This window comes from Streptomyces sp. NPDC005533 (genome assembly GCF_042871845.1).
Taxonomy (GTDB): Bacteria; Actinomycetota; Actinomycetes; order Streptomycetales; family Streptomycetaceae; genus Streptomyces.
In genome coordinates this window covers 380189-396627 of sequence record NZ_JBIAJH010000001.1, presented here as the reverse complement: position 1 = coordinate 396627, position 16439 = coordinate 380189, and the positions used below count along the sequence as shown (strand labels likewise).

The window sequence follows — 16439 nt, the reverse complement described above, 5'->3', positions numbered from 1 at the left end:
AGATCAGATGTCGAGGCCGGTGAGGACCAGGACCCGCTCGTACGTGTAGTCGTCCATCGCGTAGCGGACGCCCTCGCGTCCCACACCGGACTGCTTGACGCCGCCGTACGGCATCTGGTCGGCGCGGTAGGACGGCGCGTCGCCGACGACCACGCCGCCGACCTCGAGCTCGCGGTGGGCGCGGAACGCGGTCTGGATGTTCCGGGTGAAGACGCCGGTCTGCAGACCGAACTTCGAGTCGTTCACCGCGGCGAAGGCCTCGTCGGTGTTCTCGACCCGCTGGAGGGTCAGGACCGGGCCGAAGACCTCCTCGGTGGCCAACTTGACGCCGTCGGGCACGTGCGCGACCACGGTGGGCTCGTACGAGGCACCCTCGCGCTTGCCACCGGTGAGCAGCTTGGCTCCGGCGGACACCGCCTCGTCGACCCAGGACTCGACGCGCTGGGCGGCGGCCTCGGAGACGAGGGGGCCGACGTCGGTGGCGTCGTCGTTCGGGTCGCCGGTGACCTGGGCCTGGACCTTCGCGACGACCTTCTCGACGAGGCGGTCGTAGACGGAGGCGTCGGCGATCACGCGCTGCACGGAGATGCAGGACTGGCCGGCCTGGTAGTTCGAGAAGGTCGCGATGCGGGTCGCGGCCCAGTCGAGGTCGGCCTCGGAGGACCAGTCGTCCAGGACCACGGCCGCGGCGTTGCCGCCGAGCTCCAGCGTGCAGTGCTTGTGGGGCACCGACTGCTGGATGGCGTAGCCGACGGTGTCGGAGCCGGTGAAGGAGATGACGGGCAGACGCTCGTCCTTGACCAGGTCGGGCATCTTGTCGTTCGCGACCGGCAGGACCGACCAGGAACCGGCCGGGAGGTCGGTCTCGGCGAGCAGCTCGCCCAGGATCAGCCCGGAGAGCGGGGTGGCCGGGGCCGGCTTCAGGATGATCGGCGCGCCGACGGCGATGGCCGGGGCCACCTTGTGGACGCACAGGTTCAGCGGGAAGTTGAACGGCGCGATGCCGAGGACCGGACCCTTGACGAAGCGGCGGGTCAGCGCGAGCCGGCCGACGCCGCCGGCGTCGGTGTCGAGGCGCTGGGCCTCTCCGCCGTTGAAGCGGCGGGCCTCTTCGGCGGCGAAGCGGAACACGGACACCGCACGGCCGACCTCACCGCGGGCCCACTTGATGGGCTTGCCGTTCTCGGCGGAGATCAGCTGGGCGATCTCCTCGGTGCGCTCGGCGAGCCGCTTGGACACGTGGTCCAGGGCGGCGGCCCGTACGTGGGCGGGGGTCGCGGAGAATTCCGCCGTCACGGCGTGCGCCGCGGCCACGGCCTCTTCGACCTGCTCGTCGGTGGGCACGCTGACGGTGCCGACCAGCCGGCCGTCCCACGGGGAGTGGACGTCGAAGCTGTCCTCGCCGGTGGCCTGGCGGCCGGCGAGCCAGAAGGCGTGGGTGGAAGTCATGCGAATCCCGGCCCTTCGGATGGGTGCGGTGGGGCTTGTCCCCTCCACCGTAGGACTCCGCCGGCGTTTCGGCGTTTGTCCCAGATGGAGCGGCGGGTCGTCGGGCTTCGCCGCTTTGTCACTGTCGCCCGGCCGGTCCGGCCGCCCCGGCCGGGCGGAAGGGGCGCTCCGGCAGCCCCGGGGCGCCGACGGGCGGTCGGCTACGCGACTACGACGGGGCCGACGTGGCCTTGAGGGCGAGCCAGAGCTCCATGCGGACGTCCGGGTCCTCCAGGGAGCGGCCGAGGATCTCCTCGACCCGCTTCATCCGGTAGCGCAGGGTGTGCCGGTGCACGCCGAGGTCGGCGGCGGCCGCGTCCCACTGTCCGTGGCGCGAGAGCCAGGCCTGCAGCGAGGCCACCAGGTCGCCGCGGCCCGTCGCGTCGTGCTCCCGCAGCGCGCGCAGGGTGCCGTCCGCGAAGGCCCGTACCGCGTCGTCGGCCAGCAGCGGCAGGACCGAGCCCGCCGCCATGTCCTCGTGCTCCACCATCGGCCGCCCGCGCCGGCGGGCCACGGCGAGCGCCTGGTCGGCCTGCTTGAGGGCCGCCGCCACGCCTTCCGGGCCGGCCGGGGCCGACAGGCCGACGACCAGTTCGTCCGGTTCGGGTCCGGCCGCGTCCCGGCCGCGCCGGGACTCCAGTGCCTCCGCGTGGTCCGCGCACGCCTGGACGGCCGGGCCCGCATCGGAGGCCAGCACCATCAGCCGCCCCGGTTCCGGCACCACCAGCAGCGCCTCGCCCGTGCGGGCGGCCGCCGACTCCACGGCGTCGGCGAGCAGCGCCAGACCCTCCGGCTGCGCGGTCCCGGGCAGCGCCGGCTCGGCCACGATCAGCCGGAACGGCGCCTCCAGCAGGTTGCCGTACAGGTCCCCGGCCACCGACCGCGCGTGCTCCGCCTCGCCCGCCAGCAGCATCCGCAGCACCGCCGCCCCCAGCCGGGACTCGGCGTCGTGCAGCGAGCGCGACCGCTCGGTGGTGAGGGTCAGCAGGGCGACCGCGGAGTGGACGGCGTACCGCTCGGCGGTGCCCAGCGGGGCCCCGGTGCCGACGGCGAGCGCGCCGCGCGCCCGCCGGCCCGTGCCCAGGGACTGGAGTTCGACGCGGTCCTCCGAGCCGCCGACCACGGCGCTGGCGGGCGCCGGCCGCTCCCGCAGCCGCTCCACGTCGGGGGTCAGCCGGGCCGCGCGCCGCGCGGCCCAGTCGGGGGCGGCCGCGACGACGGCGCCCGAGGTGTCGTACAGCGCCGCCCAACCGTGCACGTGCGCCGCCAGCTTCGCCAGCAGTTCGGCGGGCCCGTCGGCGGAGAGGGCGGCGCGGGTCAGCTCCCGCTGCGCCTCGAAACCGGCGGTCACCGCCCGGTACTGGTCCGCCGCGAGGGCCGCGGAGACGGCCTTGCTGATCGCCAGGAAGGGGGTCCGGCGCGGCACCTCCAGCAGCGGCATGTCCTCGGTGCGGGCCGCCTCGACCAGCGCCTCGGGGATCTCCTCGTAGTTCACGCCGATCGCGAAGCCGATGCCGACGACCCCGGCCGCGGCGAGGCGGCGTACGTAGCGGCGCATCTCCTCCGGGTCCTCCGCGTCCAGCTTCATCGCGGTGATCAGGAGCAGCTCGCCGCCCTCCATGTACGGGACGGGGTCGGCGAGCTCGCTGACGTGGGCCCAGCGCACCGGGGTGTCGAGGCGGCCCTCCCCCGCCCGGACGCCGAGCTTGAGCGCCGAGTGCTGGACGAGTGAGGCGAGGGTGAGCGGCATCGGTTTCCAGGGGCCTTGGCGGGAGGGGACGGCGGGCGCGGGTGCAGAGCTGCAGGGGAACAGAGCCACCGCAGACACTTTTCGCCTCTACGTACGAACGGCTCCTCTCGATTCTGCCACCCCGTACGGGTCGGGGCGCGGGTCAGGCCGTCGGGCCGGACCCGCCGCCCTCGGCCAGGCGGACCAGCAGCGGAGCCGCCCGTTCCCCGCGGACCGAGGTCAGCGACAGCACCGCGTGCCCGGGCGGCACGGCGTGCGCCAGGTCCGAGGCGGACCACCGCTCCCGCTCGACCTGGCGCACGGTCACCGCGTCGGTGGTGACCGCCTTGCCGGTGACGAGCTTGCGGAAGGCGTGCATGGCGCGGGTCAGCGGCTGGTCGGCGAAGACGGTGCGGTGGGTGACGTCGCGGGTCTCCACCCATTCGGTGCCCCAGGCCTCGGCGAAGCGCTTGCCGTCCCAGGTGGTGACCCCGGAGAAGGCCATGCGGCAGCCGACCGCCCCGAGCAGCGGCGTCCGCAGCGCCTCGGGTACGTCGTCCAGCGTGCGCAGCGTGAGCAGTACGCCGGCGTGCGCCGAGCGCAGCCGCTGGACGCCCCGCACGGTCTCCGCGGTCAGGGTCTGCGAGGCGTCGTCGAGGGCGAGGAAGGCGAAGAGGGAGCGGTCGGTGCGGGCGGCGGCCGCGGCGTTGAACTGGCTGAGCAGCAGCCGGGCCAGGATCCGGGAGGCGTCGGCGTGCCCGCGTTCGGGCAGGTCGACGCGGACGCGCAGCGGGTGTTCCAGGGCGCGCAGCGAGAACGGCTGCCCCTGGCCGGTGGTGTCGAAGAACCCGGCGAAGGCGGGCCGGTCCAGCAGGGCCACCCGGTCGGCGAGGGCCGGTCCGGGGTCGCCGTGGGCCCCGTGCTGGCGGGTCCGGGCGTCGAGCTCGCGCAGCATCGCCTGCTGCCCGGCGAGCTCACCGCGCAGCGCCTCGAAGGCGGTGGGGAGCCCGTCGAGGAGTTCGCGCAGCTCGGGCACGGCCGGGAAGCGGCCGTACGCCGCCCGGAACGGGCCGAGGAGCTGGGCGAGGGCGGTCGCGGCCCGGCGCACGTCGATCCCGGGGACGTCCCCGACGAAGGCGTCGGCGAGCAGCGTGGCGGCCTCGTCGGGGTCGGCGGCGCCGCCGTAGAGGTCGAGGTCGTAGACGGAGGCGGGGTCGCCGATGCGGACCACGACGTCGTAGCCGGTGTCCGGCCCGAGCGGGGCCCCGGCCGCGCCGACGGCGACGACGGCGGCCTGGCCGGCGAGCGCCTGCAACATGAGGGACTCGACGACGGGCCGCACCAGGCGCTGGGTCTTGCCGCTGCCGGAGGGTCCGACGGCGAGGAGGGAGGTGCCGAGCACGTCGGGGTCGAGGGCCAATCCGGTGGCGCGGCGGGCGTAGGGGTTGCGCGCGCCGTCCGCGACGGTGCCGAGCAGCACCTGCCGGGCCAGCAGATCGTGCCGGGCGGCCCGCACGGGCAGGTCCCGCGCGCCGGACGGGTGGACGCAGGCTGCGGCGCCCTTGTCGCGCACGGCCTCGGCGAAGGCCCGCATCCGGGAGGGGTCGACGCGCACGGAATCCCAGGCGCGCCGGATGCGCGCGTAGTCCACGTCGTTCATCCGCCCGGCCCCGGCCTCCCCCTCCAACCGATCGGCCACCTCCCCCAACCCGACCTCCCGCAACTGCGGCCACCGGGCGGGATCGTCCGGGCCGCCGGCGACGGGGCCGACCGGTCCGGCGGGGTGCCGGGGCCGCGCGGCGCGGCCGCGGATCGCCCGGCGGCCCAGTTCGGGCCAGCGGCCGAGGCGTCCGAAGCCGAAGACCAGGGCACCGATGACGATGGCGTACCAGACGTACGCGGCGACGACGGCGGCATTGGTGCGGGCCCACGAGTCGGGCGTGAACATGTAGAGCGGCCACAGCCAGAAGCCGCCGAGGTAGTTGTTCACCAGCAGCGACCACAGCAGCAGCCCGGCCAGCAGGGAGATCAGGGCGCCGCTGATCAGCTGGCGGGTGGGGGTCTCCTCCGGCTCCTCCGCGGACCGCGGCACGTGTCCGTACGTCCACACGCCCGGCCCGTCCGAGGAGCGCGGGACGCGCAACCAGTCCCCCAGCGTCGGCCCGGCCGCCGGCGCGTGGGACGGCTTCGGCGGGAGGCCCTGGGGCGGCGGGGCGGCCGGTCTCGGGATGTGCCCGGCGTGGGCCGGGCGCGTCTCGTGCGTGCCGTCGGTGTCCATGAACCCCTGCCCCCTGACCGTGCCTGCGCTGCTGCGTCGCTCAATGTAGTTGCCCGGCGTCGGCCGTGGGCCCGTACCGGCCCTCCGGTTCGCCGCGCCGTCCACAAGACCCCCCGCGGCCCCCTTCTATGGCCGTCGCGGACAAGGACACGCGGAGATCACTACCGAACGGAGCATGCAGGACCCCCTCCCCCGGGCCTAGCCTGCGGACAAAGACACAAGTGCGTCCGAAAACACCCCCCAGGAGCCCCCTATGACCGCTGTCCCGCAGGAGCGCAAGATCGTCACCGCGATCCCCGGCCCCAAGTCGCAGGAGCTGCAGGCCCGCCGCCTCCAGACGGTGGCCGGCGGCGTGGGCTCCGTCCTGCCCGTCTTCACGGCCCGCGCGGGCGGCGGCATCATCGAGGACGTCGACGGCAACCGCCTGATCGACTTCGGCTCCGGCATCGCCGTGACCTCGGTCGGCGCCTCCGCCGAGGCCGTCGTGCGCCGCGCCTCCGCGCAGCTCGCCGACTTCACCCACACCTGTTTCATGGTCACCCCGTACGAGGGCTACGTCGAGGTCTGCGAGGCCCTCGCCGAGCTGACCCCCGGCGACCACGCGAAGAAGTCGGCCCTGTTCAACTCCGGCGCCGAGGCCGTCGAGAACGCCGTCAAGATCGCCCGTTCGTACACCAAGCGCCAGGCCGTCGTCGTCTTCGACCACGGCTACCACGGCCGCACGAACCTCACCATGGCGCTGACGGCGAAGAACATGCCGTACAAGCAGGGCTTCGGTCCGTTCGCCCCCGAGGTCTACCGCGTCCCGGTGGCCTACGGCTACCGCTGGCCCACCGGTGCCGAGAACTGCGGCCCCGAGGCCGCCGCCCAGGCGATCGACCAGATCACCAAGCAGATCGGCGCCGAGAACGTCGCCGCGATCATCATCGAGCCGGTCCTCGGCGAGGGCGGCTTCATCGAGCCGGCCAAGGGCTTCCTGCCCGCGATCGTGAAGTTCGCCAACGAGAACGGCATCGTCTTCGTCGCCGACGAGATCCAGTCCGGCTTCTGCCGCACCGGCCAGTGGTTCGCGTGCGAGGACGAGGGCATCGTCCCGGACCTGATCACCACCGCCAAGGGCATCGCGGGCGGTCTGCCGCTCGCCGCCGTGACCGGCCGCGCCGAGATCATGGACTCCGCCCACGCGGGCGGCCTGGGCGGCACCTACGGCGGCAACCCGGTGGCGTGCGCCGGTGCGCTCGGCTCCATCGAGACCATGAAGAAGCTCGACCTCAACGCCAAGGCGAAGAAGATCGAGTCCCTCATGAAGGCCCGCCTGACGGCCATGCAGGAGAAGTACGACATCATCGGCGACATCCGCGGCCGCGGCGCCATGATCGCGATCGAGCTGGTCAAGGACCCGGTCTCCAAGACCCCGTTCCCGGAGGCGGCCGGCGCGCTCGCCAAGGCCTGCCACGCAGAGGGCCTGCTCGTCCTCACCTGCGGCACCTACGGCAACGTGCTCCGCTTCCTCCCCCCGATCGTCATCGGCGAGGGCCTGCTGAACGAGGGCCTGGACCTGATCGAGGCCGCGTTCGCCGCCATCGGCACGGACGTCTGAGCGGACGTCTGAGCGGACGGCTAGAACGTCCGCACGCAGCCGCCCCCATCCCTACCGGCGGTAACGGGCGGACGCTGTGAAGAAGCTGTGGGGGGCCGATGGCGGGAACGCGATCCTGCTGTCGGTCCCCCTTCCGCTGCCGTACGGTTTCTGCAGATGAGTGAGACACCCCGCTCACGGGAAACCGAGGGCGACACCAGTACCGGGCTTCCCCAGCACCGTATTGGGCATGCGTTCGCGCACACTCCTCACCGATCGGACAGCCGTTCGCCCCAAACCCCCCGGGGCGTGCGGCAACCCGGTCCGGGCGGCCGTCCCGGAACCACCCCCCCTGTTCCGGGACGGCCGGCCATTCCTCTTCTGAGCGCCGCGGTCTGCGGCCTCCTCTTCTCCCTGATCACCTGGCAGGTGCTGGTCTCCGGCCCGCTGCTGACGCCGGATCACGAGCTGAGCCGCGCCCTGGTGCGCACGGTCCCGGACGCCGTCACCGAACGCCTCTCGGACCTCGGCAACATCCCGGTCGCCGTGCCCGTCCTCGCGCTCGCCATGGCCTACGCCGCCCGGCGCGGCCGGCGCCTCGCCGCCGGGGCCGCGGGCCTGGCCATGGCCTTGGTGCCGGCCCTGGTCATCCCGTTCAAGGAGTGGACCGCCCGGCCGGGCCCCCTGGAACCCTGGGCCGCCGGCTACTTCCCCTCGGGCCACACGGCCACCGCGGCCGTCGCCTACGTCGGCGCCGCGCTGCTGGTCCGCCCGTACACCCGCCGCCCCTGGCCGACGGCCCTCGCCCTCGCCCTCACCGGGGCCACGGCCACCGGCCTGATCCTGCGCGGCTGGCACTGGCCCCTGGACGTGGCGGCCAGCCTCCTGATGTGCGCGCCCCTGCTGCTCGGCGTGGGCTGGGTGGTCGCGCGCGGTCGTTCCGGCCGCGGAAGTACGCGTTCACGGCCGGGGGCCGCCCGCACGAGGTGACCTGTCGGGCGGCTGCCGGGCGCCCTCGCGGTGCCGGGCGGGCCGGAGCCCTTCGGCGGCTCCGGCCCGGTTGCGGCGGACGCGCCGGGTCAGCCGCCGAAGTAGGCGTCGAAGGTGCGGCTGAACTCCCAGCCGCCGAAGCGGTCCCAGTTGATCGACCAGGTCATCAGGCCGCGCAGGGCGGGCCAGGTGCCGTGGGTCGGGTAGCTCCCGCAGTTCGTCTTCTTCGTCAGGCAGTCCAGGGCCTTGGTCACCTCGGCGGGCGGGGTGTGTCCGTTGCCCGCGTTGGTGGTGGCCGGGAGGCCGATGGCCACCTGGTCGGGGCGCAGCGGCGGGAAGACCCGCGCCGTGTTGCCCGCGACCGGGAAGCCGGTGAGCAGCATGTCGGTCATGGCGATGTGGAAGTCCGCGCCGCCCATGGAGTGGTACTGGTTGTCGAGGCCCATGATCGGGCCCGAGTTGTAGTCCTGGACGTGGAGCAGGGTGAGGTCGTCGCGCAGGGCGTGGATGACCGGGAGGTACGCGCCGGCGCGCGGGTCCTGGCCGCCCCAGGGGCCGGAGCCGTAGTACTGGTATCCCAGCTGGACGAAGAAGGTCTCCGGGGCCATGGTCAGGACGAAGCCCTGGCCGTACTTGGCCTTGAGGGTCTTCAGGGCCGAGATCAGGTTCACGACCACCGGCGTGGTGGGGGCCCGGAAGTCGGTGTCCCCGGTGGCCAGGGAGAGGGAGTGGCCCTCGAAGTCGATGTCGAGGCCGTCGAGGCCGTACTCGTCGATGATCTTGCTGACGGAGGAGACGAAGGTGTCGCGGGCGGCGGTGGTCGCCAGCTGCACTTGGCCGTTCTGGCCGCCGATGGAGATGAGCACCTTCTTGCCCGCGGCCTGCTTGGCCTTGATCGCGGCCTTGAACTCGGCGGGGGATTCGACGTTCGGGCACTCGGCGACCGGGCAGAGCCGGAAGCGGATGTCGCCGGAGGTCACCGAGGTCGGTTCGCCGAAGGCGAGGTTGACGACGTCCCAGGAGGCGGGCACGTCGGCCATCCGGACGTAGCCGGAGCCGTTGGCGAAGCTCGCGTGCAGGTAGCCGACCAGGGCGTGCGCGGGCAGGCCTCCCCCGCCACCGCCGCCGGCCGTCGTGGTCACGGAGGCGGGGGCGCTCTGCGGGGACTCGCCCGCCGCGTTCACCGCGCTGACCCGGAAGGTGTACGTCGTGGACGCGGCGAGGCCGGTCACGGTCGCCGGGGCGGAGCCGACGGAGAGCGGCGCGGCGCCGTCCCGGTGGACGGCGTACGAGGTGGCTCCGGGTACCGCCGTCCAGTTCAGGGAGACCGAGCTCGACGAGGTGGCGGTGGCCGTCAGGCCGGTGGGGGCGGCCGGGGGCTGGGGCTGGCCGGGGCCGCCGGGGTCGGGGCCGATCAGGGTGACGTCGTCGGTGAGGTGGGCGGGCTGGCCGTACCAGCCGTGGGTGTAGACCGTCACCGAGGTCGTCGAGGGGCCGGTCCGGAAGGTGGTGGTGAGCTGCTTCCACGCGCCCGGGGTCTGCGTCCAGGCCGACACGTCGGTGGTGCCGGTGCCGCTCGCGCCGAGGTAGACGTAGGCGCCCTGCACCCAGGCGGCCAGCGTGTACGAGGAGTCGGGCTTGACGGTGACGCTCTGGGAGCAGCGGGCGTTGTCCTGTCCGGCCGGGGTGGCCCGGAGGGCGGAACCTCCGCTGTGGACGGGTGTGGTGACGACGGCTCCGCTGCCCGCCGAGCAGCTCCAGCCGTCGAGGCCGGCCTCGAAGCCGCCGTTGCGCACGAGATCGGCGTCGGCCGCCGCGGCGGGCGGTCCCGCGGCGAGGAATGCGGCCGCCGCCAGGACGGCGGCCGTGAGGATGGACCAGGTTCTGCGCACAACTGCCTCCGGGGCATGGGGGGATGGAGTCAGGCTGCGGAACGGGGAACAGCGGCGCCCAAGATGGTCCAGACCAATGCCCTTGTCAAGACGTGCGACCGTCCCCCTCCCCGGCCGGCGCCGAGGCGGGTGCCGCGACCGTCGCCGCCGCCTCGTGCATCGCCAGCTCCAGCACGGCCGGGTCGGTGAGGGTCCCCTCCCCGTCCGGGAGCACGGCCCAGCGCACCCCGCCGGTGGCGCGGCCCGGGTAGGGGACGACGATCCAGGTCCCGCGCCCGGCTCCGCGCACACCCGTGCCGATCCAGCGGGACGCGGTGCCCGCGGGCACGAAGAAGCCCGTACGGCAGTCACCGAAGTCGGCGAGCACCGGGCCGGGCCGGTCGACGATGAGCCGCAGTACGTCGAGGGTCAGCTGCCCCAGGTCCCCGGGCAGGATGAGCACGTCCCACAGCCGGCCGGCGGGCAGCAGGACGACCCCGAGGGGGCTGCGCTCCCACTCCCACCGGCAGGCGTCGGGGTCCGGCGCCACCGATACCAGCCACTCCACTGCCGTCTTGGCCCCCGGGAACGTCATCGCCCGGCCTCCGTTCGTCTCGTGACTCGGTGAAGGGTTCTCACCGGGAGAGAGCGGGGCCGGGCGGGACCATGACGCGGGTTTCGTTACTCCATGGTGGTGAATCGGGTCACACGGTGACCGGCGGAGTGCGCCGGGGCGCGTGCGCTCGGCGGCAGAAGTTCAGCCGCCGGGACCACCTGTCGGGGTCGGCTGGATCGGCTGGTTCAGCTGGTTCAGCCGGTTCAGCTGTCGAAGCCGAGACCGAAGCGGTCGAGCGTGCGCAGCCAGAGGTTGCGGTGCCCGCCGCGGCGGTCGGCGCGGGCCAGCGACCACTTCGTGAGGGTGATGCCGGTCCAGGCGAAGGGCTCGGGCGGGAACGGCATCGGCTTGGACTTCACCATCTCCAGCCGGGTGCGCTCGGTGGAGAGCCCGTCCAGCAGGTCGAGCATCACCTCCGCGCCGAAGCGAGTGGCACCCACGCCGAGCCCGGTGTAGCCGGCCGCGTACGCCACCTTCCCGGAGTGCGCCGTGCCGAAGAAGGCCGAGAAGCGCGAGCAGGTGTCGATGGCGCCGCCCCAGGCGTGGCTGAACTTCAGCCCTTCCAGCTGCGGGAAGGCGGTGAAGAAGTGCTCCGCCAGCTTGAGGTACGTTTCGGGGCGGTGGTCGTACTCGGAGTCGAGCCTGCCCCGGTAGGGGTAGACCGCGTCGTAGCCGCCCCACAGGATCCGGTGGTCCTTGGTGATCCGGAAGTAGTGGAACTGGTTGGCGCTGTCGCCGAGCCCCTGCCGGTTCTTCCAGCCGATCGCCGCGAGCTGGGCCTCGTCCAGCGGCTCGCTCATCAGCGCGTAGTCGTAGACCGGCACCGTGAAGGGGCGGATCCGCCTGACCAGCGAGGGGAAGATGTTGGTGCCCAGGGCGACCCGGCGGGCGAGGATCGTGCCGTAGGGGGTCTGGACGGCCATCCCGGTCCCGACCGCTGACATCTTCAGCCCGCGGGTGTTCTCGTAGATCCGCACGCCGAGGCCGAGGCAGGCCTGCTTGAGGCCCCAGGCCAGCTTCGCCGGGTTGAGCATGGCGACGCCGTCGCGGTCCCAGAGGCCCGCGAGGAAGGTCGGCGAGTCGACCTCGGCGCGCAGGGCGTCGGCGTCCAGCCATTCGGAGTTGCCGGCGAGGCCCAGGCGCTGCGCCTCCTCGTGGAGCTCGCGCAGCTCCTCCACCTGGTGGGGTTCGGTGGCGACGTCGATCTCGCCGGTCCGCTCGAAGTCGCAGTCGATGCCGTAGCGGGCGACGGCCTCCTCGATGGCGTCGAGGTTGCGGGCGCCGAGTTCCTCCAGCTTGGCCAGCTCGTCGGGCCAGCGGGCGATCCCGTTGCCGAGTCCGTGGGTGAGGGAGGCGGCGCAGAAACCGCCGTTGCGCCCGGAGGCGGCCCAGCCCGCCTCCTTGCTCTCGATGAGGACGACGTCCCGCTCGGGGTCGCGCTCCTTGGCGAGCAGCGCGGTCCACAGCCCGCTGTAGCCGCCGCCGATGACCAGCAGGTCACAGCGCTCGTCCGCGGTCAGCGCCGGCTGTGGCGCGGGCTTGCCGGGGTCGTCCAGCCAGTACGAGACCGGCTTCGCTTCGGAAAGGGATTTCGCAACACTACGCATGGCGACTGGGGCCATGGCTTCCAACTCCCTACAGGGGTCTACTTCGGTTGTGCCTTCTTGCGGCGGTTGCCAACCATCTGGCCGACGAGGACCACCAGCACCGCGATGACGAACATCGCCGTGCCGATGACGTTGATCTGCACGGGCGTACCGCGCTGGGCCGATCCCCACACGAACATGGGGAAGGTGACGGTGTTGCCCGAGTTGAAGTTGGTGATGATGAAGTCGTCGAACGACAGCGCGAAGGAGAGCAGCGCGCCCGCCGCGATGCCGGGGGCCGCGATCGGCAGGGTGACCCGTACGAACGTCTGCACCGGGCCCGCGTAGAGGTCCCGGGCGGCCTCCTCCAGTCGCGGGTCCATGGACAGGACGCGCGCCTTGACCGCGGCGACGACGAAGCTGAGGCAGAACATGATGTGGGCGATCAGGATCGTCCAGAACCCCAGCTGGATGCCCATGTTGAGGAAGAGCGCGAGCAGCGAGGCCGCCATCACGATCTCGGGCATGGCCATGGGCAGGAAGATCAGCGAGTTGACCGCGGCGCGCCCCCGGAAGCGGTAGCGGACCATCGCGAAGGCTATGGCCGTGCCCAGGGCGGTCGCGGCGAGGGTGGACCACAGGGCGATCTGGAGCGACAGCGAGAGCGAGCCGCACATGTCGGCGACGCCGCAGGGGTCCTTCCACGCGTCGAGTGAGAACTCCTGCCAGGCGTAGTTGAACCGCCCGGTGGGGTTGTTGAAGGAGAAGACGGTGACGACGACGTTCGGCAGGATCATGTACGCGAGCGTGCCGAGGCCCGCGATGACGACCAGATTGCGGCGGAGCCACGTGAGGGGATTGCGCATCAGACCAGGTCCTCCGTCCCCGCTCGGCGGATGTAGATGGTGACCATGATCAGCACGATGGCCATGAGGATGAAGGACAGCGCGGCCGCCGTCGGGTAGTCGAGGATCCGCAGGTACTGCGACTGGATGACGTTGCCGATCATCCGGGTGTCCGTGGAGCCGAGCAGTTCGGCGTTGACGTAGTCGCCGCTCGCCGGGATGAAGGTGAGCAGGGTCCCGGAGACCACGCCCGGCATGGAGAGCGGGAAGGTGACCTTCCGGAAGACCGTGGCGGGGTGGGCGTACAGGTCCCCGGCCGCCTCGTGGAGGCGGGTGTCGATGCGCTCCAGCGAGGAGTACAGCGGAAGGATCATGAAGGGGAGGAAGTTGTACGTCAGACCGCAGACGACCGCGAGCGGCGTGGCCAGCACCCGGTCCCCCTCGGTCATGCCGAGCCAGCTGGTGACGTCGAGGAAGCCGATGTCGTTGAGGACGGCGACCACCGGGCCGCCGTCGGCCAGGATCGTCTTCCAGGCCAGCGTGCGGATCAGGAAGCTGGTGAAGAAGGGCGCGATCACCAGGACCAGCAGGAGGTTGCGCCAGCGGCCCGCCTTGAAGGCGATCAGGTAGGCCAGCGGATACCCGAGCAGCAGGCACAGCGCGGTCGCGGTGCCGGCGTAGAGCAGGGAGCGCAGGAACTGCGGGTAGTACTCGGTGAAGGCGTCCCAGTAGGTCCCGAAGTGCCAGGTGACCTGGAAGCCCTCTTCGAGGGAGCCGGTCTGCACCGAGGTGGAGGCCTGGTAGACCATCGGCAGTACGAAGAACACCAGCAGCCACAGGATGCCGGGGAGCAACAGCCAGTACGGGATCAGCCGCTTGCGCACGGACGGCTTGTGCACCGGGGGTTCGGCGGCGGCGGGCGCCTGGGGCGGCGCCGTGTCGACGGCGGGGCCGGTCATGCGCTCTCCTCGACGGTTTCGATGCCCGCGTCGATGTCCTGGGCGGCGTCGAGGCCGAAGGTGTGCTCCGGGTTCCAGTGCAGGATCACGTCGGCGCCCGGGACCAGGCGGGCGTCGCGCTCGATGTTCTGCGCGTACACCTCCAGCTCGGGGCAGACCCGGCTGTCGATGACGAACTGGGTGGAGACTCCGATGAAGGAGGAGTCGGCTATCTTGCCGGCGACCTTGTTGCGGCCGCTCTCGATGGTGTGCTCGTCCGACGCCAGGGCCAGGGAGATCTTCTCCGGGCGCACGCCGACCAGCAGCTTCCCGCCGGCGCGGGGCGTGGTCGAACATCGGGCGGCGGGCAGCCGGAGCGTGGTGCCGGAGGCCGAGACGACCACGTCGGACCCGGCGGACTCCACGTTCGCCTCGATGAGGTTCGAGGTGCCGAGGAAGTTGGCGACGAAGGTGGTGCCCGGGTTCTCGTACAGCTCGGCGGGGGCGCCCAGCTGCTCGACGCGGCCGCCGTTCATCACGGCGACCGTGTCGGCCATGGTCATGGCCTCCTCCTGGTCGTGCGTGACGTGCACGAAGGTGATGCCGACCTCGGTCTGGATCCGCTTGAGCTCCAGCTGCATCTGGCGGCGCAGCTTGAGGTCGAGGGCGCCGAGCGGCTCGTCGAGGAGCAGCACCTGCGGGTGGTTGATCAGCGCGCGGGCGACGGCGACGCGCTGCTGCTGGCCGCCGGAGAGCTGGTGCGGCTTGCGCTGGGCGAACTGACCGAGCTGGACCAGCTCCAGCATCTCGTCGACCTGCTTCTTGACCGACTTGATGCCGCGGCGGCGCAGTCCGAAGGCGATGTTCTCGTAGATGTTCAGGTGCGGGAACAGCGCGTAGCTCTGGAAGACCGTGTTGACCGGGCGCTTGTACGGCGGCAGGTCGGTGACCTCCCGCTCGCCGAGGTGGACCGTGCCGGTGGAGGGCTCCTCCAGGCCGGCGATCATGCGCAGGGTGGTGGTCTTCCCGCAGCCGGAGGCGCCGAGCAGGGCGAAGAAGGAGCCCTGGGGGATGGTGAGATCCAGCGGGTGCACGGCGGTGAAGGTGCCGTAGTGCTTGCTGATCCCGGAGAGGCGGACGTCGCCGCCCGCGGTCTTGTCAGTCATGGATGGGTCCCGGGGGTGGGTGGGCGGAGCGGGCAAGGGAGGGTTCGCGGCGGGGCGCGGACGGCTACGCGCCGATGAGCTTGGCGAACTTCTCTTCGTACGCGGTCTCTTCCTCGCTGGTGAGGGAGCGGAAGGCGTGGGCCTTGGCGGCCATCGCCTGGTCCGGGACGATCAGGGGGTTGTCCGCGAGTTCGGGATCGATCTTGGCCAGCTCGTCCTTGACGCCGTCGACCGGGCAGACGTAGCTGATGAAGGCGGCCAGCTGGGCGGCGACCGCGGGCTCGTAGTAGTAGTCGATGAGCTTCTCCGCGTTGGCCTTGTGCCGGGCCTGGGCGGGGACGAGGAGGTTGTCGCTGGAGGTGATGTACCCGGGGGCGGGGATCGCGTACTTGATGTCCGGGTTGCCGGCCTGCAGCTGGATGACGTCGCCGGCCCAGGCGAGACAGGCGGCGAGGTCGCCCTTGTCGAGGTCCGCCGTGTAGTCGTTGCCGGTGAAACGGCGGATCTGCTTGGTGTCCACGCCCTTCTGGAGGCGGCCGATCGCCCCGTCGAAGTCCGCGGTGGTGAAGTCGGCGGGGTTCTTGCCCTGGTCGAGCAGGGTCATGCCGACGCTGTCGCGCATCTCGGTGAGGAAGCCGACGCGGCCCTTGAGGGTGGGGTCGTCGAGGAGCTGGGTGACGGAGTCGACCTTCTTGCCGCCCGTCGCCTTCTCGTTGTAGGCGATGACGGTGTCGATGCCGGTCCAGGGATAGCTGTACGCCCGTCCCGGGTCCCAGTCCGGGGTGCGGAACTGCGGGATCAGGTTGGCGTAGGCGTGCGGCAGGTGCGAGGGGTCCAGCCGCTGTGCCCAGCCGAGCCGGATGATGCGGGCGGCGAGCCAGTCGGTGACGACGATCAGGTCGCGGCCGGTGTCCTGGCCGGCCGCGAGCTGCGGTCTGATCTTGCCGAAGAACTCGACGTTGTCGTTGATGTCCTCGGTGTACTTGACGTTGATCCCGGTCCGCTTGGTGAACTCCTCCAGTGTGGGACGGGACTTCTCGTCCTCGCTGGTGTCCATGTACTCGGTCCAGTTCGAGAAGTTGATCTCCTTCTCCTGGGCCGAGTGGTCGTCGGAGGCCACCGCCGCGTCGCCCGCGCGCTTGGCGGGCGGGATGCCGCACCCGGCGAGGGTGGCCAAGCCGCCGAGGGTGAGCGCCCCGACACCGGAGGCGCGCAGCAGTGAGCGGCGGGTGAGGGCGCCGCGGCCACTGGTGAGGCTGCGCCGCATCGCGGCGAGTTGCGCCGCCGAGAGGCGGGGCTCGAACTGCTCCATGCGCTGTGCCCTTTCGGGAGGTGTACCGCTGGTCGGGCGGT

Annotated in this window: 12 protein-coding genes; 2 read left to right on the top strand and 10 right to left on the bottom strand. The window is 72.2% G+C overall.

The window, feature by feature from the left end:
• Positions 1 to 3: 3 nt before the first annotated feature.
• The 3 genes from ACFYP3_RS01805 to ACFYP3_RS01795 form a co-directional block, all read right to left on the bottom strand.
• Positions 4 to 1449, bottom strand: coding sequence for an aldehyde dehydrogenase family protein (locus ACFYP3_RS01805; protein ID WP_388825081.1), 1446 nt, complete (start codon positions 1447 to 1449; stop codon positions 4 to 6).
• 208 nt (positions 1450 to 1657) lie between these two features.
• Positions 1658 to 3238 (bottom strand): PucR family transcriptional regulator, encoded by a 1581-nt coding sequence (locus ACFYP3_RS01800; protein ID WP_388825078.1) that lies wholly within the window; start codon positions 3236 to 3238, stop codon positions 1658 to 1660.
• A gap of 142 nt (positions 3239 to 3380) precedes the next feature.
• Positions 3381 to 5495, bottom strand: a complete 2115-nt coding sequence (locus ACFYP3_RS01795; RefSeq protein WP_388825075.1) for an ATP-binding protein — start codon at positions 5493 to 5495, stop codon at positions 3381 to 3383.
• Positions 5496 to 5748: 253 nt separating this feature from the next.
• Between ACFYP3_RS01795 and gabT the strand changes: the two genes are divergently transcribed.
• Positions 5749 to 7095 (top strand): 4-aminobutyrate--2-oxoglutarate transaminase, encoded by a 1347-nt coding sequence (gabT, locus tag ACFYP3_RS01790; RefSeq protein ID WP_388825072.1) that lies wholly within the window; start codon positions 5749 to 5751, stop codon positions 7093 to 7095.
• A gap of 156 nt (positions 7096 to 7251) precedes the next feature.
• Positions 7252 to 8064, top strand: a complete 813-nt coding sequence (locus tag ACFYP3_RS01785; RefSeq protein WP_388825069.1) for a phosphatase PAP2 family protein — start codon at positions 7252 to 7254, stop codon at positions 8062 to 8064.
• Between the two features lie 89 nt (positions 8065 to 8153).
• On the opposite strand, the gene ACFYP3_RS01780 is transcribed toward ACFYP3_RS01785, so the two are convergent.
• From ACFYP3_RS01780 to ACFYP3_RS01750, 7 genes are all read right to left on the bottom strand, one after another.
• On the bottom strand, positions 8154 to 9956 hold the full coding sequence (locus ACFYP3_RS01780; protein WP_388825066.1) for a chitinase: 1803 nt from the start codon (positions 9954 to 9956) through the stop codon (positions 8154 to 8156).
• An 85-nt stretch (positions 9957 to 10041) separates the two neighbouring features.
• On the bottom strand, positions 10042 to 10530 hold the full coding sequence (locus ACFYP3_RS01775; RefSeq protein WP_388825063.1) for a hypothetical protein: 489 nt from the start codon (positions 10528 to 10530) through the stop codon (positions 10042 to 10044).
• 224 nt (positions 10531 to 10754) lie between these two features.
• Positions 10755 to 12173: an NAD(P)/FAD-dependent oxidoreductase gene (locus ACFYP3_RS01770; RefSeq protein WP_388825060.1), complete on the bottom strand. Its 1419-nt coding sequence runs from the start codon at positions 12171 to 12173 to the stop codon at positions 10755 to 10757.
• Between the two features lie 23 nt (positions 12174 to 12196).
• A complete protein-coding gene (locus ACFYP3_RS01765; RefSeq protein WP_351288836.1) occupies positions 12197 to 13003 on the bottom strand; it encodes an ABC transporter permease in 807 nt (268 codons plus the stop codon).
• Positions 13003 to 13941 carry an ABC transporter permease gene (locus ACFYP3_RS01760; protein WP_388825056.1) on the bottom strand — a complete coding sequence of 313 codons (939 nt, stop codon included), beginning with the start codon at positions 13939 to 13941 and terminating at the stop codon, positions 13003 to 13005. Before ACFYP3_RS01760 ends, ACFYP3_RS01765 begins: the two co-directional genes overlap by 1 nt.
• Positions 13938 to 15086 (bottom strand): ABC transporter ATP-binding protein, encoded by a 1149-nt coding sequence (locus ACFYP3_RS01755; RefSeq protein WP_388825053.1) that lies wholly within the window; start codon positions 15084 to 15086, stop codon positions 13938 to 13940. The genes ACFYP3_RS01760 and ACFYP3_RS01755 overlap by 4 nt, the downstream gene beginning before the upstream one ends.
• A 64-nt stretch (positions 15087 to 15150) precedes the next feature.
• A complete protein-coding gene (locus tag ACFYP3_RS01750) occupies positions 15151 to 16398 on the bottom strand; it encodes a spermidine/putrescine ABC transporter substrate-binding protein (protein ID WP_388825050.1) in 1248 nt (415 codons plus the stop codon).
• Positions 16399 to 16439: the final 41 nt, after the last annotated feature.